Source organism: Solimonas aquatica (genome assembly GCF_900111015.1).
Classification (GTDB): Bacteria; Pseudomonadota; Gammaproteobacteria; order Nevskiales; family Nevskiaceae; genus Solimonas; species Solimonas aquatica.
This window is the reverse complement of the sequence record NZ_FOFS01000014.1, coordinates 53,536-78,509: the sequence shown is the minus strand read 5'-3', so window position 1 is coordinate 78,509 and position 24,974 is coordinate 53,536. Positions and strand designations below refer to the sequence as shown.

Genomic DNA, 24,974 nt, shown 5'->3' with positions numbered 1-24,974 from the left:
GGCAAGGCGCGCCGACGAGGCATAGTGGTGACTATGGCGAGGAGGCGCAACGCCGCCAGACGCGAAAAAGACCGGCGAATTCGCATGCGAATTTCTGACTCACGACACTAGAGATACGGCGAAAACAGCCAGCACACCGCATCGCGCATGCGCAGCGCCAGCGGCCGCGTGCGCAGCGCTTCCAGGGTGATTCCGGCGGCCTGCGCCCAGGCCGCTTCGAAATGCGCAGTCATGCGGGCCGCGAAGTTCTCGTCGTAAAACTCGGCATTGAGTTCGAAGTTGAGCAGCAGGCTGCGCGGATCCCAGTTGGCACTGCCGATCTGGGTGTAGACGCCGTCGATCAGCAGCAGCTTGCTGTGGCAGAACACGCCGCCCTGATAGCGCACCTGCACGCCGCGCTCCAGCAGCGTGGGCAGCATGTGCCGCGTGGCCCAGTCCACGTAGATGAGATTGTTGCGCGCCGGCAGCAGCACGCGGGTGTCCACGCCGCGCAGGGCCGCGCCCTGCAGCGCGGCGATCAGCGCCGGCGTGGGCAGGAAGTACGGGGTCATGATCAGAATCTCGCGCTGCGCGGCGGCGATGGCGGCCTGCAGCACCAGATCGAGCTGGTCGATGTCTTCGTTGGGACCGTCGGTGATCACGCGCGCGATGGCCGGCGTCGGCTCCGGCTGCGGCGCCTCCGGCAGCGGCAGGCGCCGGCGCGTGGCGAAGGCCCAGTCCTCGGCGAACACCTCGGCCATCTGTCGCAGCAGCGGGCCTTGCAGCTCGAAATGCAGATCGCGCACCGCGTGGCGGCCGCTGCCCGCGCCGGTCAGATGCCGCGCGCTGAGGTTCATGCCGCCGGTATAGCCGATGCGATCATCGATGATCAGCAGCTTGCGGTGATTGCGCAGGTTCAGATGCAGGGCCGGCGGCAGCAGGCGCAGGGGATTGAAGCGCGCCAGCTGCACGCCGCTGCCCTTGAAGCGGCCGCTGATGCGGCGCAGCGAATAGCGTTCGCCGACATCGTCGATCAGCACGCAGACCGTGACGCCGCGATGCTGCGCGGCGATCAGGGCGTCGGCGAAGCGCCGGCCGACCGCGTCATTGTCGAAGATGTAGCTGGCCAGCCAGATGCTGCGCTGCGCGCCGTCGATGGCGGCGAGCATCGCCGGGTAGGCCTGCTCGCCGTCGTACAGCTCGCGCACGCGATTGCCGCCCAGCAGCGGGCGGTGGGTCATGACGTCCGCGGTGCGCACCACCTCCAGCAGCGGGGCGGGCAATGCGGCGGTTCCGGATATGGCGTTGCGCACATCGCTTTCATGCGCCGTGCCGATCGCGCCGCTGCGCCGCTGCATGGCAAAGCGCCGCGCCAGGGTGCGCAGGCGGTTCATGCCGAACACGAAGTACAGCGCCGGCCCCGCGAAGGGAAACAGCAGGCCCACCGCGATCCAGCCCCAGGCTTCGGCCGGGTTGCGCTTGGTCATCAGCACATGCCCGCCGACGCCCAGGGCCACCAGCAGCCAGGCGCCGAAGAGCAGCGCCTGCCCGTTGTGCAGCAGCCAGTGCAGAGCCTGGGTCACGGCGCGATCTGAAACTCGGCGGCGACGGCGAGATGATCGGACAGCGGCGAGGCCAGCACCTGACTGTCCAGGAGGCGCAGCTGCGGGGTGTGCAGCAGATGATCCAGACGCCGGCGCGGACGCCAGCTGGGAAAGGTGGGCGTGCCGCTGATCGGCGTGAGCCCGGCGTTGCGCAGACGCGTATGCGCCAGCAGCTCGCGCGCCTCGCAGTTGAGATCGCCCAGCAGCAGGGCCGGCCGCTGCGCATCGACCAGTCCGGCGATGTGGTCCAGCTGGCGGGCGCGGGAGACGCGCGCCAGCGACAGATGGGTGACGATCAGCTGCAGGCTGCGCCCGCCGCTGAGTTCCAGCGTCGCGCACAGCGCGCCGCGTCCCGGCACGCGCCCCGGCAGCGCGTGGTGATGCAGCTGGTGCAAGGGGCGGCGCGAGAGAAAGCCCAGGCAATGCTGGGCGAACGGGCCGAAGTTGCGGTTCACGGCAGCGTGCCAGTACGGCATCTGCGCACGGCGGGCCAGATATTCCACCTGGTTGAGCTGGCCGGTGCGCAGGCTGCCGGCGTCGGCTTCCTGCAGCGCCACCACATCGTAGGCGCTGGCCAGCTCGGCGATGCGGTCGAGATTGTCACGCACGCCGCGCGAGGGCAGCAGATGGCGCCAGGCGCCGGTCAGGTAGTGGCCGTAATGCGCGGTCTGCAGGCCCACTTGGATATTGAGCGTCAGCACGCGCAGCGTGTCGGGGGATGAGGTCATCGGCGGCTCCAGTGCCGGCATTATGCGGGCACCGGAGCCGCTGCGGCGCTACTCGCTGAGGTTCTGGCTGCTGATCTGCGCGGCGCGGATTTCATCACGGGTGAAGGGGAAGCGATGCCACTGCTGCTGCGAGTAGGCCTCGGTGAAATCGCGGTAGTGCGGGCTGGCCGGATCGGTGGATTCCGAGTAGGTGATGAAACCTTCGGCGTGCACATGGCCGTTGTCCCAGCCCACGGTCTGGATGTAGCTGTTGCCGAAGTTCACCGCGTAACCCTGATCGCTCAGGCCATCGTTGTCGGCGACGGTGAAGGCGCCGATCTCGCCGAAGCTGCCGAAGATGGGAATCGCGCTGCCCTGGTGCACGCCCGAATGCTGCACCTGCCCGAAAGGCGTATCGAAACCGATGCCGTGATCGATCAGGGTCTGCTGCGCGTCGGCCAGGGCCTGGCGGACCTGCACATTGGCGGTGTTGAGGGTGTTGGGTGTGTTGACCGGATCGCTGGATGAATACGCGTTGACCCAGAGATTGTTCACCCCGGCGAGCCGCTGCCAGAACTCGATCCACACCGGCGTGCCCACGGAAGACAGCCTGGCGGCGCCGTCCCAGTTGCCGAGCGCGGCGCAGGCCTGCTGGATGTCCGCCGACAGCGGCGTGGGGCACAGCTCGCTGCGCACCGCGCCCAGGCCCAGCGTAGCGCTGTAGATCTCGCTGCCCAGCGCGATCTGCTGCAGCTGCGCCATGGTGAAGCCCGTGCCGGACAAACCATCGCCACCGGCCAGACGGCGCTGGATCTGGCGGATGCCCAGCCGCGTGCGCAGCGTGCGCTCGGTATCCTCGTCGCCGATGATGCGCGCATAGCCGGTGAGCGGCTGCTCAGGGTTGCTCAGCCAGTAGCTGTCGTTCATGTTCGCCACATAATCATTGCGCCGGAGCGTGGGCAGATGACTGGCGCCGAAGATGCCGGGCACGGGCGCATCGCTGTCGCTGAGCCACTGGCAGTCACTGCGATTGCCCAGCAGCAGCGGCAGGCCCGGCGCGACGCTGGCGATGACGGGCGAAAGCAGCGGCGCCTTGCAGCGCTCGACCAGATCGTCGGGGGTGTTCGGCACCACGCTGATGTCGCCGTAATAGACATGCTCGCCGGGACCGGTAGCCACGGTGTTGACCCAGGGCACGCCCAGCACCTCGGCGTGCCTGGCTTCGAATTCGGCGAGACTGCCGGCGCTGTTCCAGGCGAAGAACTGGTTGATCAGGCGCGCGTTCTCGGCGTTGGCATCGCGCAGGCTGTAGCCACGCAGGCGATCCCAGCTCAGCACCGGCACACCACCCGAGCTCAGGGTCAGCATCGGCCCGTACTGGCTGCGGTAGAGCGTGCGCTGCTCGCTGCTGATGCTGCCGTCGCTTTCCTTGACCTGCACCGTCAGCGGCACCGGCGTCATGTCGACGGTATTGCCCTCGTAGTAGTACTGCGTGGGATCGAGCGGATTGATCGGCAGCTCGTAGAGCGTGAAGCGGTAGGCGGTGGAAACCGTGTGGCTCCAGGCGAAATGATCATTGAAGCCGATCAGCACCAGCGGCACGCCGTAGAGCGAGGCGCCCATGATGTCCATCTTGCCGGGCACGGTGAGATGCACGATGTACAGGCGCTCGGTGCCGCTCCAGGGAAAGTGCGGATTGCCCAGCAGCAGGTTACCGCCGCCCTGCACCGCTTCCGGCCCCAGGCCGTACATATTGCTGCCCAGGCGCTTGCTCCTGGCGAAGGCGGCGAGCACGCCGGGCTGCTGCTGCAGGGCCGCAGCCTTCGCGGCCAGACCCGGCGCGGCACTGCCGCTGCCCGACAGCGGCGGCGGCTGCGCCTGCGCGATCTCGCTGGTGAACACCGAGGACGAGGCGATGATCGAAAGCCGGAAATAGCGCCGGTACAGATCGTCCTCGGAAATCGGCGCCAGGTACGCGGCCTGCGCGCAGGCCGCGTGGCGGCCGGGATGTTCGCCCGCGCGGAGTTCGCGGATATAGCGATTGAAGCCGGCGACATAGCCGCGCGTGAGCTGCGCGGTCTCGGGCCGCGCGGCGGCCTTGAGCTGCGCCACCACCGCATCGGTGGCCATCAGCTTCCAGAAGAAATCGCTGTCCACATTGTTGGCCGTCACCGGCACCGCGGGAATGCTGTAGCTGCCGTCGCGGCCGAAGTAGCGGGCGCGCTCGCCACGGATGGTCACCAGATCTTCCAGCAGCGTGCAGAGATTGTCCTCGGCAAAGGCATAGCCGTAGCCATAGCCCAGGCCCGGGTAGTCGCGCGCCTGGATATGCGGGATGCCGTAGGTGCTGCGGGTGATGGTGGCGGCGAACGGCGGCACCGGTTTGCTGCTGCCGCAGGCGGCGAGCAGGGCCGGCACCAGCAGCAGCGCGAGTGTGCGCAGGCAAGACATGGACATTCCCCCTCCTGTTCTGCGGGCGAGCACCCCGCAGTTTTTTCATGATGGCGACACTACAGGAGCGCCACGGCGGGGCAGAACGGGTAAGAACGGCTCAGGCGCTTGCCGTATCGTGACAGCCGGCGGTACGCCGGCGGCGGCACCTCGGCCAGGGGCTGCTTGCCACGGGTCACCGCCGCCGGCTGTGCATGGTTTTATGCTTGGATGGTAATAGTATTAACATGCAACACCTGTTCACCCTCGCTTTGCCCCTCGCGCAGCGAGGGCCTACAGGTCCTAAGGCAGTTCAGCGGAGTGCAGCATGATCGCAGTCGTCGAAGCGGCCCGGGCCGGTCTGTTCCAGCGTCAGCACTGGGCCTCCAACATCGTCGCCGGCCTGATCGTCGGCGTGGTGGCGCTGCCGCTGGCCATGGCCTTCGCCATCGCCTCCGGCGTCAAGCCCGAGCAGGGCCTGTACACCGCCGTCATCGCCGGCATCTGCGTCTCGCTGTTCGGCGGCAGCCGCATCCAGATCGCCGGCCCCACCGGCGCCTTCATCGTGATTCTCGCCGGCATCACCGCCAAGCACGGTGTCGAAGGCCTGATGCTGGCGACGATGATGGCCGGCGTGATGCTGATTCTGCTCGGCGCCGCCAAGTTCGGCGGCGTGATCCGCTTCATTCCCGATCCGGTGATCGTCGGCTTCACGGCCGGCATCGGCGTGATCATCTGGGTGGGGCAGTGGCGCGACTTCTTCGGCCTGCCGAAAGTCGGCGGCGAGCACTTCCACGAGAAGCTGCTGCATCTGCTGCAGGTGCTGCCGCAATTGCACCCGGCCACCACGCTGCTGGCGCTGGCCAGCCTGCTGCTGGTCATTTACGGGCCGCGCCTGCCGGGCCTGAAGCGCGTGCCCGGCCCGCTGCTGGCGATGGTGGCGGCCACCGGCGCGCAGGCGCTGTTCCACTTCGAGGGCGTGGCCACCATCGCCAGCACCTTCGGCGGCATTCCGCAGGGTCTGCCGCATTTCAGCCTGCTGGGCTTTTCCCTGGGCCAGCTGGTGAATCTGCTGCCGGCGGCCTTTGCCATCGCCATGCTCGGCGCCATCGAATCCCTGCTCTCGGCGGTGGTGGCCGACAACATGGCCGGCACGCGCCATGACTCCAATCAGGAGCTGATCGGCCAGGGCATCGCCAATGTGCTGGCACCGCTGTTCGGCGGCTTTGCCGCCACCGGCGCCATCGCCCGCACCGCCACCAATTTCCGCAACGGCGCCAACAGCCCGCTGGCCGGCGTGGTGCACGCGCTGACCCTGGTGCTGGTGCTGCTGTTGCTGGCGCCGCTGGCCGGACAGATTCCGCTCTGCGCACTGTCGGCGATTCTGTTCGTGGTGGCCTGGAACATGAGCGAGGCGCATCGCTTCCTGCGCATGCTGCGCACCGCGCCGCGCGCCGACATGGCGATCCTGCTCATCACCTTCCTGCTCACGGTGTTCGCCGATCTGGTGATTGCGGTGAACATCGGCGTGATTCTGGCCATGCTGCACTTCATGCGCCGCATGTCGTCCTCGGTGGAAGTGCGCCAGCTGGGCGAGCTGGAACTGGGCACGGTGCTGGAGGACGCCGGCCTGGCGGCGCTGCCGCCGGCCACGCTGGTTTACGAGATCGAAGGTCCGCTGTTCTTCGGCGCGGTGGAAAACCTGGAGCGTGTGCTGCAGCAGAAGAAGAGCGAACCGCGCTGCGTGCTGCTGCGCCTGAACCACGTACCGTTCATGGACATCACCGGCATCCAGACCCTGGAAGAAGTGATTCAGGCCTTTGAGCATCGCGGCGTGCGCGTGCTGCTCTGCGAGGCCAATGCCCGGGTGCTGGCCAAGCTGGTGCGGGCGGAGATCGTGCGGCGTGACACACAGCCGGTGCGCTATTACCGCGAGCTGTCCAACGCCCTGCAGGACTGTCAGGAAAGCACGGCCGCCTGAGCGGATTTACTTGCGCGGGGCGCGCCTTGCGCTCTTGGCGCCGACGTCCACGCCGTGCTCGGCGAGGTAGTTGCGCATCAGCTGCCGGATCACCTGCGAGGGCGTGAGATCCTGTTGCGCGCAGAGCGTCTCGAAGGCTTTCTTCTTGTCGGGATCGACCAGTACGGTCAGGCGCGCGGTTTTGCTCTCCATGCGCCGAGAATATCACAGCATGTGCATGCCATTATCATGTGCGCGCAGGCTTGGCGCGCTTGCCTCTGGCCGGCGTGCGCCGCGCCGCCGCCACCGCCTCGCGCGCCAGTTCCAGCAGGGGCTCGGCATCTTCGATCAGCTCGCCCGGCACCTGGTAATAGCGTGCAAGGGCGACGCGCTTGCGCGCGGTTTCGTAGGTGAAGCAGCTGCTGCCCATGGCCTGATACCGCGGCCGGGTCTGATCGTCCACACAGAAATACAGCGTGTCGTTCAGCACCAGGGCGAAGGGAGTGCCGCGCGCATACAGGCAATGGCCGCCGAACATGCGCCGGCTGCTAGGGCCTGTTAACCATCACTTTGCGCGCTGCGTTGCTGCCAGAAATCGCGCCAGGCAAGGCGCGAAACGCAGGCCTTGGTGGTGCCAAGGCCAAGTTTCGCAACGCCGCATGGCGCGATTTCTGGCGCAACCCGAAGGGACGGGGCGGTTTTGGCGCAGCGCGGCGTTGGCAGCCGCTGGCTTGGAATCACCAAGCGGCGCGTCTGCCGCCTTGCCCTGCGCCAAAACAGCCGCCGTCGCAGCGGGCAAAGGGATGGTTAACAAGCCCTAAGACCATCGAGCCCGTCGAGCTGGTCCTGCAGATAGGCGATGAACTCGCGGCTCATGGCCGATCAGAACGTCTCGTGCAGTCCGCCCAGCACGTCCAGCTGCTGATCCAGAATCGCGCCGACCTCGTCCATCTCCAGCCAGCGCTGCCGCTGCTCGGGCGTCACCGGCAGCAGCTCCGCCATGCGCTGCGCCACCCAGGCGGCGTCATCGCTCTGCACCGAGCTGGTGAAAGCCTGCGCGCCCAGCTCGCGCGCGACACGCTGCAGGATGGCGGCAAGCCCGGCATAGCGCGGCGCCAGCGCCTGGCTGCGCAGTTTCGGCAGCCATTGCAGCTGCGCGCGGATCAGTCCGCTGTCGCTGTTCCAGCGTTCAAGGATGCGGAAGCGCCGCTCGCCCACACAGGTCAGGGTGTAGCGATTCGGTGCGGTTTCCTGCGCATCGACGATGCGCGCGCTGCAGCCGACGAGACAGGGCACCGCCGGCGTGCCGACTTCGAAGCCGGCCTGAATCAGGCTCACGCCGAACACGCTGTCCTCGCGCAGGCAGTGCCGTGTCATCTCCACGTAGCGCGGCTCGAAGACGCGCAGCGCCAGCCGCCCCCCGGGAAACAGGGTGTTGCTCAGGGGGAAGATCGGGATGTCGGAGGTCTCGCGCATGACCTGCCAAGCTTCAGGCCATGCGCGAAGCAGATCAAGCCCGGGTGGCGAGCAGGCCGCGCTCCCGCGCCAGGGTCAGGGCGGTGTCTTCGATCATGTCTTCCTGACCGCCGACCATCTTGCGACGGCCCAGCTCCAGCAGCAGCTCGCGCGCCGGGATGCCGTACTTTTCCTGCGCGCGCTTGGCGAACAGCAGGAAGGACGAGTACACGCCGGCATAGCCCAGGGTCAGGGCATTGCGGTCGATGCGCACCGGAAAATCCAGTATCGGCGTGACCAGGTCCTCGGCGACATCGCTGACCTTGAACACGTCCACGCCGGTGTCGATGCCCATGCGATTGCAGACCGCCACGAACACTTCCAGCGGCGTGTTGCCGGCACCGGCACCCATGCCGCCGCAGGCGCAGTCGATGCGCCGCGCGCCCGCCGCCACCGCCGCGATGGAATTGGCGACACCCATGGCCAGATTGTGGTGGCCGTGAAAGCCGATTTCGGTCTCCGGCTTGCAGCGCTCGCGCAGCAGGCGGATACGCGCGGTGACATCATCCGGCAGCATGTAGCCGGCCGAGTCGGTGACGTAGAGGCAGTTGGCGCCGTAGCTTTCCATCAGCAGCGCCTGCTCGACCAGCGGCTCGGGCGCGATCATGTGCGCCATCATCAGAAAGCCCACGGTGTCCAGGCCCATCTTGCGGCCCAGCGCGATGTGCTGCTCGGAGACATCGGCCTCGGTGCAATGCGTGGCGACGCGGATGGTGCTCACGCCGCAGTCGGCGGCCATGCGCAAGTGATCCACGGTGCCGATGCCCGGCAGCAGCAGGGCCGAGACCTTGGCGCGCTTCAAGAGCGGAATCACCGCACGCAGATATTCCTCGTCGCTGGCGGCGGGAAAACCATAGTTCACCGAAGCGCCGCCCAGGCCGTCACCATGCGTGACCTCGATCAGCGGCACGCCGGCCTCGTCCAGTCCCCTGGCGATGGACTGCATCTGCGCCACCGTGATCTGGTGGCGCTTGGGATGCATGCCGTCGCGCAGCGACATGTCGTGCACCTTGATCTGAATGCCTTGCAGATTCATCGTTCGCTCCTGACTTGTTCTCCCTCTCCCCCGCGCGGGGGAGAGGGAAGCTTCTCTGCGTGACGGGTGGTGGGTGATTCGTGGCTCGCAAAGCGGTCTCTTCGCGACCGCCACCACCGTCACCCTTCACGAATCACCGCTTCATCATCTCTTCGGCAAACATCTCCGCCGTGCGCGTGGCACTCGCGGTCATGATGTCGAGATTGCCGGCGTACTTGGGCAGGAAGTCGCCCAGGCCTTCGACTTCCATGAAGGTGGTGACGCGATTGCCGTCGAACACCGGGCCGTTCTTGAGCCGGTAGCCGGGCACGTATTGCTGCACCTGGCCCAGCATCTCGCGCACCGAGGCTTCGATCTCCTCTTGCCGGGGCGGCTCCACGGTGAGGCAGTGGATGGTGTCGCGCATGATCAGCGGCGGCTCGGCGGGATTGATCACGATGATCGCCTTGCCCTCGTCCGCGCCGCCGACGCTGGCCACCGCGCCGGCCGTGGTGCGGGTGAATTCATCGATGTTCTTGCGCGTGCCCGGTCCCACCGATTTGCTGGCGACGGTGGCGACGATCTCGGCATAGCGCACCTTCTGCACGCGCGACACCGCGTAGACCATGGGAATGGTGGCCTGCCCGCCGCAGGTCACCATGTTCACGTTCATCTCGCGCTTGCCGGCATGCTTCTTCAGATTCACCGGCGGCACGCAGTACGGGCCGATGGCGGCCGGCGTGAGATCGATCATCATCACGCCCAGGGCATTGAGCTTGTCGGAGTTGCTCTTGTGCACATAGGCCGAGGTGGCATCGAAGGCGATCTGCACGCCGTCGGCTTTCACATGCGGCAGCAACCCGTCCACGCCTTGATCGGTGGTCTTCAAACCGAACTCGCGCGCCCGCGCCAGGCCCTCGGAAGCCGGGTCCACGCCCACCATCCACACCGGTTCCAGCAGCGTCGAGCGGCGCAGCTTGTAGAGCAGGTCCGTGCCGATATTGCCGGGACCGATGATGGCGCATTTGATCTTGTTCATGAGCGAATGACTCAGGCCTCGAAGCCGATCCACGCCTCGCCGATGCCGGCGAGCGTCATGGCAAAACGATCACCGGGCAGCGCCGGCAGCAGCGGCGCCAGCGAACCGGAGAGAATGATTTCGCCCGCCAGGAACGGAATGCCGAAGGCACCGAGCGTGTTGGCGAGCCAGGCCACTGCCGTGGCGGGATGACCCTGCACCGCCGATCCCAGACCCGAGGCGATGTGCGCGCCGTTCTTGTGGATGTCCATCTTCACCGCCGCCAGATCCAGGGCATGCGGTTTGACGCGGTCCTCACCCAGCACGAACACGCCGCAGGAGGCGTTGTCGGCCACGGTGTCCTGGATCTTGATCTTCCAGTCCTCGATGCGCGAATCCACGATCTCGAAGCAGGGCAGCACGTAGTCGGTGGCGTCCAGCACCTGATCCTCGTTCACGCCCGGACCTTTCAGATCCTTCTTCAGCACGAAGGCGATCTCGCCCTCGGCGCGCGGCTGGATCAGGCCGCTGCCGGCGATGCTGATCACCGCGCCGCTCTTCACCTGCATGCGGTCGGTGAGAAAGCCGAAGTCCGGCTGATGCACGCCCAGCATGTCCTGCACGGGCTTGCTGGTGACACCGATCTTCTTGCCGATCACGCGCTCGCCTTGCGCCTGGCGGCGCTGCAGCAGGCGCAGCGAGATGCGGTAGGCATCGTCGATGTCGATGCCGGCTTCGCGCTCGGTGAGCGGCGCCAGGGTGCGCCGCTCACGCAGCGCGGCGAACAGCTCGTCGCCCAGGGCCTGGATACGATCCGGATGCAGGGCCATGTGCGCTCAACCGTTCTGCAGGAAATCCAGCACCGTGCGATTGAACAGCGCGCGATGCTCGATCATCACCCAGTGCCCGCACTGCGGCACCAGCACCATGCGGCAGTCCGGCAGGTTCTTGGCCAGCTTCAGGATGCCGCTTTCCGGCATCATGTTTTCATTCAGACCCCAGAGCGCCAGCACCGGCACGCGGATCTCGTGCAGGCGCTCGCTCAGGTTCGGCACCTTGAGCGTCTTCATCACCTGCGGGTTCTGCAGCTTCATCAGCTCGAAGCGCTCATGCACCAGGGCATCGTCCACGCATTCGCCATTGACCACGAAGGCCTTGCGGAAGAAGTCCTTCATGCGCGCCTCGGTCACCGGCTCGCTGCTGTTGAACAGGCCGAACATCATCGCCATGCCGGGCATGGCCAGATATTCCGGCAGCTCATTGAGCCCGCCCGGCGCCATCAGCACCAGACGCTCGGTCTGCTCCGGATGATCCAGGGCGAAACCCAGGGCCACGGCGCCGCCCAGGGAATTGCCGACCAGGGTACAGCGCGCAATCTTCAGCGTGTCGAGCAGCTGCTTCAGGCATTCTACGAAGAAGGACAGCGGGTATTCCACATCCGTGGGCTTGTCGGAGTAGCCGAAGCCGATCATGTCCAGCACGAGGCAGCGATAGCCCGCCTGCACCAGGGCCGGATAGTTGTGCTTGAAGTTGGAATAGCCGCTGGCGCCATTGCCGGAGCCGTGCAGGAACACGATCACCGGACCCTGGCCTTCGTCCAGGTAATGCAGGCGATAGCCGTTCGCCAGCTGCGCGTAATGGCCTTCGGGTATGGGCTTGCTGCTCATCGCGGATGTGCCGGCAAAAGGACAGCTTGCATGGTCGCTGCTGGGCGCTGCTGCGGCTTCATCCTTTTGCAGTAAAGCCGCAGTGGCGCCAATGGCCTAGGATGCAGGCAGGCAGACAGGTTTATGGAGCAGGTGTGGACAAGCAGCGCGTAGTGCTGGTGACCGGCGGCGCCAAGGGCGTGGGACGTGGCATCAGCGAGGCTTTTCTCGCCGCGGGTGATCGCGTGCTGGTCTGCGGCCGCGAGGCGCCGGCGCAGCTGCCCGGCGTGGAGGGCCGCAGCGCCGAGTTCATTGCCGCCGATGTGCGCGACTCCGCCGCCATCGACGCCCTGTTCGCCGAAATCCGGAACCGCTGCGGGCGGCTCGATGTGCTGGTCAACAATGCCGGCGGCGCACCGTATGCGCTGGCCGCAAACGCCTCGCCGCGCCTGCATGAAAAGATCCTGCAGCTGAACCTGATTGCGCCCCTGCATCTGGCGCAGCAGGCCAATGCCCTGATGCAGCAGCAGGACGGCGGCGGCGTGATCGTGTTCATCGGCAGCGTCAGCGCGCTGCGTGCCTCGCCGGGCACCGCCGCCTACGGCGCGGCCAAGGCCGGCATCCTGAGTCTCACGCAATCGCTGGCCGTGGAATGGGCGCCGAAGGTGCGCGTGGTGGCGGTGAGTCCGGGCATGGTGCTCACCGAGCAGGCGCATCTGCATTACGGCGACGAGGCCGGCATCGCCGCCGTGGCGCACACCGTGCCCGCCGGGCGTCTGGCCATGCCGCGCGAGATCGGCGAGACCTGCGTGTGGGTGTGCTCGGCGACGGCGGCCTATCTCTCCGGCAGCAATCTGACGCTGCACGGCGGCGGTGAACGGCCGGCGTTTCTGGATGCCGGCAACGCCCGCCACCAGGCCTGAGTTTCAGCCCGGCCGCTGGCGCTGACGGAAGGCGCGCGGCGTCCGCCCGGTCCAGCGGCGGAAGGCGCGTGTGAACGCGCTCTGTTCCGCATAGCCCAGCAGCAGGGCGATCTCCGCCAGGCTCAGACCGCGATCCTCCAGATATTGCCGCGCCAGCTGTTCGCGGGTGCGGTCCAGCAGCTGCTGCCAGCTCAGGCCAGTGCGTTCCAGGCGCCGCTGCAGGGTGCGCGCCGACTGATGCAGGGCCGCAGCCACACGCTCGATGTTCACCTCGCCCTCCGGCAGCTGCCGCAGCAGCACCTGCTGCACGGCGCGATCGAAGTCGCCGGGCTCCGGCAAGGCTTCCAGCAGGGCCTGCGCCTGACGGTCGAGCAGGGCGCGCAGTCCCGGCTCGTGCTGCGGCATGCTGATGCCCAGATAGGCCTTGGGAAAGCGCACCTCGGTGTGGCTGCTGCCGAAGTCCACCGGGCAGCCGAAGAAGTCTTCGCAGGCACGGGCATGCGCGGCATCGGCGCCATGCAGAAAGCCGACGCGCTCCGGGCCGGCGGGACGATCCAGCTGCCGGCGCAGGAAGGTCACCAGCGCGGCAATCGCGGTTTCATCGGCAATCGCCGCCGCCTGGGTCGGCGGCCAGCGCAGACTCATCGACGCGCCCTCGGCGCGGACCTCGACCAGGCTGAGGCCGTAGAACAGGCGCTCGTAGCGCTGATAGGCCAGCATCGCCTCGCCCAGGTTGGCGCAGGCCAGCACCAGATAGCCCAGCACGCCGACATGCCGCGGCTGCACCCCGGCGCCGATGGCCAGCCCCGGTGCCGCCAGTTCGGGGCGCAGCGCGCAGGCCTGCGCCAGCAGGCGATGCCAGTCCTGGATCGGCAGCACATCGTCGGGCGCGTAGGTGGCCAGCTGGCCCCGGATCGCCGGCGCCGCCAGGGCCTCGCGGTCCAGCCAGTCGCTCAGCAGCTGCGTCCAGGCGCCGGTGACACGGATCAGGAAGCTCATCGCCTTGTCGTAAATTGGTAAATCGACGTCATGGATTGTCGATCAGAACCGCAGCGCCGTCACTACAGTGAGCCGCCTCGACCGCCCGTGGAGCGCTCCTCATGCAAGACATCCTGCACGCCCTGCAATTCGTGTTGTACGCCGGCATCGCCTTTCTGGGCGTGATCGCGCTGGAGCGCGCTTACTGGCTGCGGCGGCAGCGGCCGCAGGCCTATGAGCTGCGCGAGACCCTGGCCAATATCAGCACCGGCTTTCTCTACAAGATGTGCGATGGCGTGGTGGTGGCGGTGTTGGTCACCCGCTTCTACGACAGCGTGCGGCAGTTCGGCCTGCAATATCAGCCCGAGAGCCGGCTGCTGGGCATCGTGCTGCTGTTCCTGGCCACCGACTTTCTGTTTTACGTGCTGCACTTTCTGATGCACAAGCTGCGCTACGGCTGGTGCTCGCATGTCACGCACCACAGCTCCGAGCGCTTCAATCTGTCCACGGCGCTGCGCCAGAACTTCCTCTTCGATCTGTCCGGCCTGGCGATACTCTGGTGGCTGCCGCTGGCGCTGATCGGCTTCGACAAGATGTCGGTGGTGGTGGCCATCGAGCTGAACCTGTTCTACCAGTTCTTCATCCACACCGAGGTCGTGCAGCGCCTGCCGCGCTGGTACGAGGCGATCTTCAACACGCCCTCGCACCATCGCGTGCATCACGGCCGCAACCCCGGACAGATCGATACCAACTTCGGCGGCGTGCTGATCATCTGGGACCGTCTGTTCGGCACCTTTGTCGATGAGCGCGATGCCGGCCCCATCGTCTACGGCATCGGCCACCGGCAGCCGCGCACGCTCAATCCGCTGCGCCTGAACCTGGATGAGTGGTTTGCGATGTGGCGCGATGTCTGGACCTGCCGCGATCCGCGCATCCTCTGGCGCCATCCGGACTGGGTGGAGCACGAGTATCCGCTGCGCCGCAACCGGAGCCTGCTCGGCAGCGGCTGAAAAGCTCATCCATGCGGGGGAGGGAAGCGTGCACGCGGCCGTCTAGTGTGCGCTGGCATCGATCTTCCACCCGAACAGCCTCGTTCAAGGAGCGGCCATGAGCGCCCCGTATTCCCGTCACCGTCCCTGCCGCCTCTCGCAAGTGCCGCGCTGGGATCTGGAAACCGAGGTGCTGATCGTGGGCTTTGGCGCGGCCGGCGCCAGCGCCGCGATCGAAGCCGCCGGGGCGGGCGCCCAGGTCTGCCTGCTGGAAGCCGCATCCGGACACGGCGGCACCTCGGCGCTGTCCGGCGGCGAGATCTACCTGGGCGGCAATGGCGGCACGCCGATCCAGCGCGAAGCCGGCTTCAGCGACGACACGGAAGATTTGTATCAGTACCTGCTGCTGGCCGGCGGCAGCGATGCCGACGCCGCCAAGTGCCGGCTCTATGCCGACAACAGCCTGAAGCATTTCGAATGGCTGCAGGCGCAGGGCGTGGTCTACAAGAACTCCTTTATCGCCACACGCATCATCGAGCCCTTCACCGATGACTGCCTGATCTGGAGCGGCAGCGAAGAGGCCTGGCCCTTCATCGACAAGGCCCGGCCCTGCCCGCGCGGCCACACGCCGCAGTGGATGGGCCTGGGCGGCGGCAAGTATCTGATGGACCGCCTTGCCGAGCGCGTGCAGGCATCCGGCGTGGACGTGCAGTACGACTGCCGCGTGCAGGCCCTGATTGCCGACGACGACAATCGCGTGCTGGGCGTGGTGGCGCGACGCAACAACGAAGACCGTTTCATCCGCGCGCGCAAGGGCGTGGTGCTGTGCGCCGGCGGCTTCATCATGAACAAGGCCATGCTGCAGCAGCACGCGCCCAAGCTGCTGCGCGCCAACACGCCCATCGGCACCGTGGATGATGGCTCCGGCATCCAGCTGGGGCAGAGCGTGGGCGGCAATGCCATCCACATGAATGAAGGCTTCGTCACCATCCCCTGGTATCCGCCGCAGGATCTGATCAAGGGCATCATCATCAATGAACGCGGCCAGCGTCTGATCAACGAGGACTGCTATCACGGCCGCGTGAGTCAGGCGATTCTGCAGGACGAGGGCACGCGCTTCTTCCTGCTCGCCGACAGCAGCTTCTTCGCCGAGCCCGAATGGGGCCCGTTTGCCAAGATCGGCATCGCCGCCGCCGGCGAGAGCTGGGAGGAAGTGGAGCGCGAGCTGGAGCTGCCGCAGGGCGCGCTGCAGACCACCGTGCAGGTCTACAACCAGCACGCCGCCCGTGGCGAAGATCCGCTGTTCCACAAGCAGGCGCGCTGGCTCACGCCGCTGGTCAAGCCGCCGTTCGTGGCCCTGGACCTGCGCATCGACCACTGCATCTATTCCAGCTTCACGCTCGGCGGTCTGCACACGCGACCCACGGGCGAGGTGCTCGATGCCGCCGGTGAAGCGATTCCCGGCCTCTACGCTGCGGGCCGCACCACCTCCGGTTTGCCGCGGGTGGGCGCCGGCTACAGCTCGGGCCTGTCGCTGGCCGACGCCACTTTCTTCGGCCGTCAGGCGGGGCTGCGCGTGGCGAAGGCCTGAGCGCCGCGTAAACTCCGGCGTGGAAGATCAGCACGCCGGAGAGACTGACGTGAATCACGATCATGCCCGCATGCCGCCGGGCATTCCCTACATCGTGGCCAACGAGTTCGCGGAGCGCTTCTGCTACTACGGACTCAACGCGATTCTCTCGGTGTACATGGTCAATGTGCTGCGCTTCGGCGAGGCACAGGCCACCACCTGGCAGTCGCTGTTCAAGTCCGGCGCGTATTTCTTTCCCTTGCTGGGCGCCATCGTCTCGGATGTGCTGCTGGGCAAGTACCGCACGATTCTGCTGTTCTCGCTGAGCTATGTCGGCGGCTGCGCGCTGCTGGCGCTGGGCAGCACTTCGCCGGCCACGCTCGCTGCGGGCTTGTTTTTCATCGCCCTGGGCACCGGCGGCATCAAGCCCTGCGTCTCCACCAATCTGGGTGATCAGTTCACCCGCGCCAACGCGCATCTGATCGAGCGTGCCTTCTCCTGGTTCTATCTCTCCATCAACGCCGGCTCGCTGATTTCCATCGCCGCCTGCCCCTGGCTGCTGCGCGAGCACGGGCCGCGTCTGGCTTTCGGCCTGCCGGGCGCGATGATGTCGCTGGCGGTGCTGGTGTTCTGGCTGGGCCGCAAGCGCTTTGCGGTGCTGCCACCCGCCGGCAAGCCCTGGCTGCGCGAGCTGTTCTGCGCAGACGGGCTCAAGCTCATCGGCCGTCTGCTGCTGATCTATCTGTTCATCGCCTTCTTCTGGTCGCTGTGGGAACAGTCCAATGGCCAGACCTGGACGCTGCAGGCGCAGTCCGATCTCATGGACAAGCATCTGGGCTTTGGCTTGCAGATCCTGCCGGCGCAGATCCAGATCGCCAACGCCCTGTTCATTCTCTTGCTGGTGCCGCTGTTCAGCTACGGCGTGTATCCGCTGTGGGCGCGTTTTGCGGCGGTGACGCCGCTGCGCAAGATCGGCGCCGGCATGTTCGTCACCGCCAGCTCCTTCGTGCTGGTGGCCTGGATCGAAAACCGTATCCAGCACGGCCAGGTGGTCAGCGTGTGGTGGCAGATCCTGGCTTACGCCATTCTCACGGCTTCTGAAGTGCTGGTTTCCATCACCGCGCTGGAATTCAGCTACAAGCAGGCGCCGCTGAAGATCAAGAGTTTCATCATGGCCCTGTTCCTGCTCTCGCAAAGCCTGGGCAATCTGTTCACCGGCCTGGTCAACGACGCGATGGTGCGGCCACTGGCGGTGCACGACATCCGCGTCGGCGCGCAGACCTGGGTGGCGCTGGCGGAGATTTCGCCGTTCACATTGGGCCAGAAGCTCGACTTCGCCGGCGACACCGGCATCCGCGTGCAGACCGGAAACGGCGCGGCCAGGCCCCTGGCGGGCACATATCTGATTGCCGAGATCGATGCGGCGCAGCAGCGTCTGCGCGTCGTCGATGCGATCCATCGCCAGGATCTGATGAGCCAGGGCGCGTATCGCGCCAGCGCGAAAGTCTCCACCTATGCCCTGGTCGGGCCGGCGTACTTCCTGTTCTTCGCCGGCGTGATGGCGGTGGGTGCGCTGCTGTTCATCGTCGTGGCGATGTTTTATCGCGAGCGGGTTTATGTGCGGGAGGCGGCGGGCTGAGCTGTTGTGAACAATTGATTCAGGACATGAGGCGCTGCTCAGCGGCGCGATACCGTCCTTTATGTGTGGGCGTATCAGAGCTGAGCGCTGTGCGGAAAACGACGAGACTTCAACTCCCACACAAAGCATTAGCCCTGCATCGGACGTAAGACGGAATAGCGCAGCGTGTTCAAATACCACGTAGACGTTGATTGTTAGGAGAACAACCAATGTATTGGGCAGTAATCTTAGTCAGTGCAGTAGCATTACTACTCAAGCCAGTCGAAGCCTTCGCACAAAAGGAAGATCAGCACGTACTTCGCACCAATGCGCTGGACCGTGCACTTTTTATGACGGCTCCCTTCTTCGAAGGAGTCATGTCGACTATCACGCCGGCACTAGGCAACCGCGCTGGTAAGGAAAAGATAGTTCGGTGTTTTCAAAACGATGGAAGGCCGGTAGCTGCAGACGTCTTTGGTCACATAATTAATGCCGCGCTCTCTCCAGACGAATTTACGAAGGGATCTGATCTGGCGTTAAAGCCCGTCTTCTTGCCGGTTGTCAACTATGCAGAAGCACACGTGGCTGAATTAAGTGCTGGAGCCCGTAGCGGGGGTGCAGATTTTGTCGATTACCTCCTGACTACCAGCAGCTCTCGACTGAATCTAACGGAGCTGGAGCAACAGGATGTAAGCAGCTTTATAGCTTGGCATAACTCAATTGCATTGAAATTAACCAAGCAGCTGAGCAACGACTATCCCTCGATCCTTGAAAAATTGCGCGCCGTTCTGGTGGCCTGCGAATCTCGGTGAACCCAGAGCCTTGGATGGTATCGCGCTAAACGACGGAGATAGATTGGCGTCTGATCTTTGTCCTCCCCTGTGGCGTAAAAACAACAAGGCCCGCGACTGCGGGCCTTGTTGTTGAAACAGCAATCGCTAGCCACGATTCAGACCTGCAGATAATCCAGAATCCCTTCCGCCGCTTCACGGCCTTCGAACACCGCCGTGACCACGAGGTCGGAGCCGCGCACCATGTCGCCGCCGGCGAAGACCTTGGGGTTCTTGGTCTGGAACTTGTGCTTGGCGAGCACGGCGCCGTTGACCTTGACGCGACCGTCCTCGTGCAGCTGGATGTCGTGCTGCGCGAACCAGTCGGCCGGCGAGGGACGAAAACCGAAGGCGACAATCACGCGGTCCGCCGGAATCACCTGCTCGGAACCCGCGATCACTTCCGGCTTGCGGCGGCCGCGTGCGTCCGGTGCGCCGAGCTTGGTTTCAACCACCTTCACGCCTTCCACCTTGTCCTTGCCGACAATCTCCACCGGCAGGCGGTTGAACAGGAACTCCACGCCTTCTTCCTTGGCATTGGCGACTTCGCGGCGCGAGCCCGGCATGTTCTCTTCGTCGCGACGATAGGCGCAGATCACGCTGTCGGCGCCCTGGCGGATGGAGGTGCGATTGCAGTCCATGGCGGTGTCGCCACCGCCCAGCACCACCACGCGCTGATTCTTCACGTCGAAGGCGGTGTCGGCCTCGCTGCCCTGGCCGAGCACGCGGTTCACATTGGCAATCAGGAAGGGCAGCGCTTCGAACACGCCCGGCAGGTTTTCGCCAGGGAAGTCGCCCTTCATGTAGCTGTAGGTGCCCATGCCCAGGAACACTGCGTCGTAATCCTTGAGCAGCTGCTCGAAGGCGATGTCCTTGCCGATCTCGGTGCCCAGGCGGAATTCCACGCCCATGCCTTCGAGAATCTGGCGGCGACGCTTGACCACATCCTTTTCCAGCTTGAACGGCGGGATGCCGAAGGTGAGCAGGCCGCCGACTTCGCTGTACTTGTCGAACACCACGGCCTTCACGCCATTGCGCACCAGCACATCGGCGCAGCCCAGGCCAGCCGGACCGGCGCCGACGATGGCGACCTTCTTCTTGGTCCACTTGCGCTTGGACATGTCCGGACGCCAGCCCTGCTTGAAGGCTTCGTCCGAAATGTACTTTTCGATGGAGCCGATGGTCACCGCACCGAAGCCGTCGTTGAGCGTGCAGGCACCTTCGCAGAGGCGGTCCTGCGGGCAGACGCGGCCGCAGATTTCCGGCAGCGAGTTGGTGCGGTGCGACAGCTCCGCCGCGGCGAACAGATTGCCTTCCTCCACCAGCTTGAGCCAGTTGGGGATGTAGTTGTGCACGGGGCACTTCCACTCGCAATACGGGTTGCCGCAGGCCAGGCAGCGCCCGGACTGGTTCTTGGCCTGATCGCTGCCGAAGTGGCCGTAGATTTCCTTGAAGTCATGGATGCGGACTTCAGCGGGAGTCTTCTTCGGGTCCTGCCTTGGCAGGTCGAGAAACTGGTTGACGTTTTTGGCGCCCATTTTTTGAATCCGTGATTCCTAGTTGATGATGGGTGATTCGTTTCGCGAATCACCGCCTCCGTGCGGGCCGCCGCTTCAAGCGGCAGCGCGCACGGAGTCGATCAAAGAGCCGATCTCCGCCGCCTTGGGCTTCACCAGCCAGAACTTGCCGACGTAATCCGCCCAGTCCGAGAGGATGTGCAGCGCCCAGCTCGAACCGGTGACCTCGGCGTATTCCTGCACCAGCTTGCGCAGATAGTGCTCGTGCGCTTCCATCTGCTCGGAGACCACGCGATGGATGTCGATCAGCTCGTGGTTGTAGCGGTCCACGAAGCTGCGCTTTTCATCCAGCACATAGGCGAAGCCGCCAGTCATGCCGGCGCCGAAGTTCACGCCGGTGCGGCCCAGAATCACCACGCTGCCGCCGGTCATGTATTCGCAGCCGTGATCGCCGCAGCCTTCGATCACCGCATGCGCGCCGCTGTTGCGCACGCCGAAGCGCTCGCCGGCCATGCCGGCTGCATACAGCGTGCCGCCGGTGGCGCCATACAGGCAGGTGTTGCCGATGATCGCGGCTTCGCGCGTTTCATAGCGCGCGCCCTTGGGCGGCTTGACCACGATGCGACCGCCGGCCATGCCCTTGCCCACGTAGTCGTTGGCATCGCCTTCCAGTTCCAGATGCAGACCGCCGGCGTTCCACACGCCCAGGCTCTGGCCGGCCGCGCCCTTGAGCTTGATGGTGATGGGCTTGTCGTTCATGCCCAGCGAACCCCAGCGCCGCGCGATCTCACCCGAGAGACGCGCACCGATGGAGCGATGGCGGTTGCTCACCGAGTAATGGAACACGCCGCCGGTCTTGTGCTCGATGGCCGGCAGGCAGTCCTGCAGCATGGCCTCGGCCAGCTCGCCCTTGTCGAAGGGTTCGTTGTTGAACATGCAGTACTGGGCGCTGGGCAGCACCATGCCGGCCGATTCGAGAATCGGCTTCAGGTCCAGATGCCCGGCCTTGGCGTGCGGCGCTTCGGCGATCTCGACCAGATCGGTGCGGCCGATCAGCTCGGCCAGCGAACGCACACCCAGCTGCGCCAGCCAGCGGCGGGTTTCCTCGGCCACGAAGCGGAAATAGTTCATCACCATTTCCGGCAGGCCGATGAAGTAGTCGTGGCGCAGGGTCGCATTCTGTGTGGCGACACCGGTGGCGCAGTTGTTCAGATGGCAGATGCGCAGATACTTGCAGCCCAGGGCCACCATCGGCGCGGTGCCGAAGCCGAAGGATTCGGCACCGAGAATCGCGGCCTTGATCACGTCCAGGCCGGTCTTGAGACCACCGTCGGTCTGCACGCGCACCTTGTCGCGCAGATTGTTCATGCGCAGGGCCTGATGCGTTTCCGACAGGCCCAGTTCCCAAGGCGTGCCGGCGTACTTCACCGAGGTGAGCGGCGAGGCGCCGGTGCCGCCGTCATAACCGGAGATGGTGATGAGGTCGGCATAGGCCTTGGCCACGCCGGCGGCGATGGTGCCGACGCCCGGGCCGGACACCAGCTTCACGCTCACCAGTGCCTGCGGGTTCACCTGCTTCAAGTCGAAGATCAGCTGCGCGAGGTCTTCGATGGAGTAGATGTCGTGATGCGGCGGCGGGCTGATCAGTGCCACGCCGGGCTTGGCGTAACGCAGCTTGGCGATCTGTTCGTTGACCTTGTCGCCGGGCAGCTGACCGCCTTCGCCGGGCTTGGCGCCCTGCGCGACCTTGATCTGCAGCACCTCGGCATTGACCAGGTACTCGGGCGTGACGCCGAAGCGGCCGGAGGCCACCTGCTTGATCTTCGACATCTTCTCGGTGCCGTAGCGCGCCGGGTCTTCGCCGCCTTCACCGGAGTTGCTGCGGCCGCCGAGGCGGTTCATGGCGATGGCCAGGGCCTCGTGCGCCTCGGGCGAGAGCGCACCCAGCGACATGCCGGCGGAGTCGAAGCGCTTGAGGATCGCTTCCACCGGTTCCACTTCTTCCACCGGGATCGGCTCGGCCTTCTTCAGCGCGAACAGATCGCGGATGGTGGCCACCGGACGGCCGTTCACATGATCGGCATAGACCTGGTAGTCGTCGTAGTTGCCGGACTTCACCGCCTTCTGCAGGGTGGCGATCACGTCCGGGTTGTAGGCGTGGTACTCGCCGCCGGCCACGTACTTGTAGAGGCCGCCCTGGGCGATGGGCTTGCGCGCGCTCCAGGCGATGTCGGCCAGCGATTCCTGCTCTTCCTGCAGGTCTTCGAAGCGCGCACCCTGGATGCGCGAGACCGTGTCCTCGAAACACAGGTCCACGATTTCATCCGAGAGCCCGACGATCTCGAACAGCTGCGCGCTGCGATAGCTGGCGATGGTGCTGATGCCCATCTTCGAGATGATCTTGAACAGGCCCTTGTTGATGCTCTTGCGATACGACTGCGCCAGCGCCTCGACCGGCTTGTTCTTGATCTGGCCCGAGCGCGCCATTTCATAGAGCGTGGCGTAGGCCAGGTACGGATACACGCAGGAGGCGCCGTAGCCGATCAGGCAGGCGAACTGATGCGGATCGCGCGCGGTGGCGGTCTCGACGAGAATGTTGCAGTCACAGCGCACGCCTTCGACCACCAGGCGGTTGTTGATCGCGCCCACGGCCAGCAGTGCGTGCAAGGGCAGCTTGCCGCGCTCGATGGCGCTGTCGGAGAGCACCAGCATCACCTTGCCGGACTTCACGGCGGCCACGGCCTCGTCGCAGAGCGCGAGAATCGCCGCCTTCATGCCCTGCGCCGGGTCGTAATTCAGATCCAGCACCTGATGCGCAAAGCTCGGATCTTCGTTGCCGATGGCGAGCAGACGCTTGAACTTGGCCTCGGACAGCACCGGCGAGTCCACCAGCAGGCGCGCGGCGCGCTCCGGGGTTTCCTCGAACATGCCGCGCTCGGCGCCGAGCTGGCATTCCAGCGACATCACGATCTGCTCACGCAGCGGATCGATGGGCGGGTTGGTGACCTGCGCGAACATCTGCCGGAAGTAGTCGTAGAGCGAACGCGCCTGGCCGCTGAGCACGGCGAACGGCGTGTCGTCGCCCATCGAGCCCACGGCTTCCTGGCCACCTTCGGCGGCCGGACGCAGCACCTGGTCGCGCTCTTCGAAGGTGAGCTGGAACATCTTGTGATACGTGGCCACGGTGTCGGGCGGCATCACGTCCAGCGAACTCGGGTCTTCCACCAGCGCGGTTTCCACGCGCTTCATCTTGGTCTTCAGCCACTGCTTGTAAGGCTTGCGGCTGGCCAGCATCTTGTCGATGTCTTCCGGACGCAGCAGCGTGCCGTTCTGGGTGTCCACGGCCAGCAGCTCGCCGGGCCGCAGACGGCCTTTCTCCACCACGTCCTGCGCCTTGAAATCATGCACGCCGATTTCCGAGGCGAGCACGATGTGGCGGTCGGCGGTGATGACGTAACGCGCCGGACGCAGACCGTTGCGGTCCAGCGTGCAGGCCGCATAACGGCCATCGGTGATCACCACGCCGGCCGGGCCGTCCCAGGGCTCCATGTTCACCGAGTTGTATTCATAGAAGGCGCGCACGTCGGAGTCGAGGTCTTCGACGTTCTGCCAGGCGGGCGGAATCAGCGCGCGCATCGCCGCGAAGATGTCCATGCCGCCGGCGAGCAGCACCTCCAGCATGTTGTCCAGGCTCTGCGAGTCGGAGCCGTTCAGGGTCACCAGCGGGGTGATCTCGGAAACATCCGGCAGCGCCTCGCACTGGAACTTCTTGGCGCGCGCCTGCGCCCACTTGCGGTTGCCGGAGATGGTGTTGATCTCGCCGTTGTGGGCGAGATAACGGAAGGGATGGCAGAGCCGCCATTGCGGCAGTGTGTTGGTGGAGAAGCGCTGGTGGAACACGCACATCGAGGATTCCAGCTGCGCGTCAGCGAGGTCCGGATAAAACGCCGAGAGAAACTCCGGCATCACCAGACCCTTGTAGACGATCACGCGGCAGGACAGATGCGTGACGTAGAACTCGCTGTCGCCCTCGGCCTGGATCAGCTTCTCGGCGCGGCGCCGGGCCTTGAACAGCTTCAGCTCGAAAGCATGCGCATGCAGGTCCTTGGGCCCGGTCACGAACACCTGCTCGATCACCGGCACGCTGCGGGAGGCTTCCTCGCCCAGTGCGGCGGGATCGGTGGGCACCGCGCGCAGGCCGGCGAGCTTCAGGCCCTGCAGCTCCAGGCTTTCCTTGATCAGGGTCTGCGCGCGGGCGCGCTTGGCGGCATCGCGCGAGAAGAAGACATTGCCCACGCCGTAGTCACCGGCACCCAGCTCCACGCCGGCCTCGGCCGCAGCGCGGCGCAGGAAAGCATCGGGCTTCTTCATCAGCAGACCGCAGCCGTCGCCGGTCTTGCCGTCGGCTGCCACCGCGCCGCGATGGGTCATGCGGTGCAGGGCGGTGATCGCGGTCTGCACCAGCTTGTGCGAGGGCTGGTCGTCCATGTGGGCGATCAGGCCGAAGCCGCAGCTGTCTTTTTCGAACTCAGGCCGGTACAGGCCGTGGGGCGGGCGTTCCATCATCGCGGGCTCCTGACACACATAAATAAGGAGGCGGATTCCGGCTCGCGGAACCTCGCGCTCAAGCCACCGCCGCTGAGGCGGGAGCGGGACACTAAGGACAGTGCCGCTC

General features: G+C 65.7%; 19 protein-coding genes. 6 read left to right on the top strand and 13 right to left on the bottom strand.

Annotation, left to right across the window (positions count from 1 at the left end; all coding sequences use genetic code 11):
• Positions 1–107: 107 nt before the first annotated feature.
• Genes BMY12_RS16900 through BMY12_RS16890 form a run of 3 tightly spaced genes read right to left on the bottom strand, consistent with a single transcriptional unit; the run spans position 108 to position 4,741 of the window.
• A complete protein-coding gene (locus tag BMY12_RS16900) occupies positions 108–1,562 on the bottom strand; it encodes a phospholipase D-like domain-containing protein (protein ID WP_093288884.1) in 1,455 nt (484 codons plus the stop codon).
• Entirely contained in the window at positions 1,559–2,311 is a 753-nt protein-coding gene (locus tag BMY12_RS16895; RefSeq protein WP_245732592.1) for an endonuclease/exonuclease/phosphatase family protein, read from the bottom strand. The genes BMY12_RS16900 and BMY12_RS16895 overlap by 4 nt, the downstream gene beginning before the upstream one ends.
• A gap of 48 nt (positions 2,312–2,359) precedes the next feature.
• The gene (locus tag BMY12_RS16890; RefSeq protein ID WP_177189046.1) at positions 2,360–4,741 is read right to left on the bottom strand and encodes a penicillin acylase family protein; all 2,382 of its coding nucleotides are present in this window, start codon (positions 4,739–4,741) and stop codon (positions 2,360–2,362) included.
• A 307-nt stretch (positions 4,742–5,048) separates the two neighbouring features.
• Between BMY12_RS16890 and BMY12_RS16885 the strand changes: the two genes are divergently transcribed.
• Positions 5,049–6,701, top strand: a complete 1,653-nt coding sequence (locus BMY12_RS16885) for a SulP family inorganic anion transporter (RefSeq protein ID WP_093288880.1) — start codon at positions 5,049–5,051, stop codon at positions 6,699–6,701.
• A gap of 6 nt (positions 6,702–6,707) precedes the next feature.
• Here the strand turns inward: BMY12_RS16885 and BMY12_RS16880 are convergent, their stop codons facing one another.
• The 7 genes from BMY12_RS16880 to BMY12_RS16845 form a co-directional block, all read right to left on the bottom strand.
• Complete coding sequence (locus BMY12_RS16880; RefSeq protein ID WP_093288878.1) at positions 6,708–6,893, bottom strand: CopG family transcriptional regulator; 186 nt, start codon at positions 6,891–6,893, stop codon at positions 6,708–6,710.
• A gap of 34 nt (positions 6,894–6,927) precedes the next feature.
• The gene (locus BMY12_RS16875; protein ID WP_093288877.1) at positions 6,928–7,218 is read right to left on the bottom strand and encodes a TfoX/Sxy family protein; all 291 of its coding nucleotides are present in this window, start codon (positions 7,216–7,218) and stop codon (positions 6,928–6,930) included.
• Positions 7,219–7,562: 344 nt separating this feature from the next.
• On the bottom strand, positions 7,563–8,156 hold the full coding sequence (locus tag BMY12_RS16865; RefSeq protein WP_093288875.1) for an LON peptidase substrate-binding domain-containing protein: 594 nt from the start codon (positions 8,154–8,156) through the stop codon (positions 7,563–7,565).
• Positions 8,157–8,190: 34 nt separating this feature from the next.
• The gene (dmpG, locus tag BMY12_RS16860) at positions 8,191–9,231 is read right to left on the bottom strand and encodes a 4-hydroxy-2-oxovalerate aldolase (protein ID WP_093288874.1); all 1,041 of its coding nucleotides are present in this window, start codon (positions 9,229–9,231) and stop codon (positions 8,191–8,193) included.
• A gap of 133 nt (positions 9,232–9,364) precedes the next feature.
• Positions 9,365–10,249: an acetaldehyde dehydrogenase (acetylating) gene (locus tag BMY12_RS16855; RefSeq protein WP_093288872.1), complete on the bottom strand. Its 885-nt coding sequence runs from the start codon at positions 10,247–10,249 to the stop codon at positions 9,365–9,367.
• Between the two features lie 11 nt (positions 10,250–10,260).
• Positions 10,261–11,058: a fumarylacetoacetate hydrolase family protein gene (locus BMY12_RS16850; RefSeq protein ID WP_093288871.1), complete on the bottom strand. Its 798-nt coding sequence runs from the start codon at positions 11,056–11,058 to the stop codon at positions 10,261–10,263.
• 6 nt (positions 11,059–11,064) lie between these two features.
• Positions 11,065–11,895 carry an alpha/beta fold hydrolase gene (locus BMY12_RS16845; RefSeq protein WP_093288869.1) on the bottom strand — a complete coding sequence of 277 codons (831 nt, stop codon included), beginning with the start codon at positions 11,893–11,895 and terminating at the stop codon, positions 11,065–11,067.
• 101 nt (positions 11,896–11,996) lie between these two features.
• Between BMY12_RS16845 and BMY12_RS16840 the strand changes: the two genes are divergently transcribed.
• Positions 11,997–12,797: an SDR family oxidoreductase gene (locus BMY12_RS16840; protein ID WP_093288868.1), complete on the top strand. Its 801-nt coding sequence runs from the start codon at positions 11,997–11,999 to the stop codon at positions 12,795–12,797.
• A gap of 3 nt (positions 12,798–12,800) precedes the next feature.
• Here the strand turns inward: BMY12_RS16840 and BMY12_RS16835 are convergent, their stop codons facing one another.
• Positions 12,801–13,796, bottom strand: a complete 996-nt coding sequence (locus tag BMY12_RS16835) for an AraC family transcriptional regulator (protein ID WP_093288866.1) — start codon at positions 13,794–13,796, stop codon at positions 12,801–12,803.
• A 101-nt stretch (positions 13,797–13,897) separates the two neighbouring features.
• On the opposite strand from BMY12_RS16835, the gene BMY12_RS16830 reads away from it, so the two are divergent.
• The 4 genes from BMY12_RS16830 (at position 13,898) to BMY12_RS20060 (ending at position 18,764) form a co-directional block, all read left to right on the top strand.
• Positions 13,898–14,785, top strand: coding sequence for a sterol desaturase family protein (locus tag BMY12_RS16830; protein WP_093288865.1), 888 nt, complete (start codon positions 13,898–13,900; stop codon positions 14,783–14,785).
• A gap of 97 nt (positions 14,786–14,882) precedes the next feature.
• Complete coding sequence (locus tag BMY12_RS16825) at positions 14,883–16,355, top strand: FAD-dependent oxidoreductase (RefSeq protein WP_093288863.1); 1,473 nt, start codon at positions 14,883–14,885, stop codon at positions 16,353–16,355.
• A gap of 49 nt (positions 16,356–16,404) precedes the next feature.
• The gene (locus BMY12_RS16820) at positions 16,405–17,973 is read left to right on the top strand and encodes a POT-type proton-dependent oligopeptide transporter (RefSeq protein WP_143068989.1); all 1,569 of its coding nucleotides are present in this window, start codon (positions 16,405–16,407) and stop codon (positions 17,971–17,973) included.
• Positions 17,974–18,182: 209 nt separating this feature from the next.
• The gene (locus tag BMY12_RS20060; protein ID WP_143068988.1) at positions 18,183–18,764 is read left to right on the top strand and encodes a hypothetical protein; all 582 of its coding nucleotides are present in this window, start codon (positions 18,183–18,185) and stop codon (positions 18,762–18,764) included.
• Positions 18,765–18,901: 137 nt separating this feature from the next.
• Here the strand turns inward: BMY12_RS20060 and BMY12_RS16815 are convergent, their stop codons facing one another.
• Together BMY12_RS16815 and gltB are read right to left on the bottom strand one after the other, a co-directional pair.
• Entirely contained in the window at positions 18,902–20,320 is a 1,419-nt protein-coding gene (locus tag BMY12_RS16815) for an FAD-dependent oxidoreductase (RefSeq protein WP_093288860.1), read from the bottom strand.
• Between the two features lie 75 nt (positions 20,321–20,395).
• On the bottom strand, positions 20,396–24,862 hold the full coding sequence (gene gltB, locus BMY12_RS16810) for a glutamate synthase large subunit (RefSeq protein WP_245732590.1): 4,467 nt from the start codon (positions 24,860–24,862) through the stop codon (positions 20,396–20,398).
• Positions 24,863–24,974 lie beyond the last annotated feature (112 nt).

Excerpts from the sequence above, each read along its gene's own strand:
- BMY12_RS16850 (WP_093288871.1), bottom strand. The coding sequence starts at position 11,058 with ATGGCCCTGCATCCGGATCGTATCCAGGCCCTGGGCGACGAGCTGTTC.
- dmpG (WP_093288874.1), bottom strand. The coding sequence starts at position 9,231 with ATGAATCTGCAAGGCATTCAGATCAAGGTGCACGACATGTCGCTGCGC.
- gltB (WP_245732590.1), bottom strand. The coding sequence starts at position 24,862 with ATGGAACGCCCGCCCCACGGCCTGTACCGGCCTGAGTTCGAAAAAGAC.
- BMY12_RS16855 (WP_093288872.1), bottom strand. The coding sequence starts at position 10,249 with ATGAACAAGATCAAATGCGCCATCATCGGTCCCGGCAATATCGGCACG.
- BMY12_RS16875 (WP_093288877.1), bottom strand. The coding sequence starts at position 7,218 with ATGTTCGGCGGCCATTGCCTGTATGCGCGCGGCACTCCCTTCGCCCTG.
- BMY12_RS16895 (WP_245732592.1), bottom strand. The coding sequence starts at position 2,311 with ATGACCTCATCCCCCGACACGCTGCGCGTGCTGACGCTCAATATCCAA.
- BMY12_RS16830 (WP_093288865.1), top strand. The coding sequence starts at position 13,898 with ATGCAAGACATCCTGCACGCCCTGCAATTCGTGTTGTACGCCGGCATC.
- BMY12_RS16865 (WP_093288875.1), bottom strand. The coding sequence starts at position 8,156 with ATGCGCGAGACCTCCGACATCCCGATCTTCCCCCTGAGCAACACCCTG.
- BMY12_RS16845 (WP_093288869.1), bottom strand. The coding sequence starts at position 11,895 with ATGAGCAGCAAGCCCATACCCGAAGGCCATTACGCGCAGCTGGCGAAC.
- BMY12_RS20060 (WP_143068988.1), top strand. The coding sequence starts at position 18,183 with ATGTATTGGGCAGTAATCTTAGTCAGTGCAGTAGCATTACTACTCAAG.
- BMY12_RS16890 (WP_177189046.1), bottom strand. The coding sequence starts at position 4,741 with ATGTCTTGCCTGCGCACACTCGCGCTGCTGCTGGTGCCGGCCCTGCTC.
- BMY12_RS16815 (WP_093288860.1), bottom strand. The coding sequence starts at position 20,320 with ATGGGCGCCAAAAACGTCAACCAGTTTCTCGACCTGCCAAGGCAGGAC.
- BMY12_RS16885 (WP_093288880.1), top strand. The coding sequence starts at position 5,049 with ATGATCGCAGTCGTCGAAGCGGCCCGGGCCGGTCTGTTCCAGCGTCAG.
- BMY12_RS16825 (WP_093288863.1), top strand. The coding sequence starts at position 14,883 with ATGAGCGCCCCGTATTCCCGTCACCGTCCCTGCCGCCTCTCGCAAGTG.
- BMY12_RS16840 (WP_093288868.1), top strand. The coding sequence starts at position 11,997 with ATGCAGGCAGGCAGACAGGTTTATGGAGCAGGTGTGGACAAGCAGCGC.
- BMY12_RS16835 (WP_093288866.1), bottom strand. The coding sequence starts at position 13,796 with ATGAGCTTCCTGATCCGTGTCACCGGCGCCTGGACGCAGCTGCTGAGC.
- BMY12_RS16880 (WP_093288878.1), bottom strand. The coding sequence starts at position 6,893 with ATGGAGAGCAAAACCGCGCGCCTGACCGTACTGGTCGATCCCGACAAG.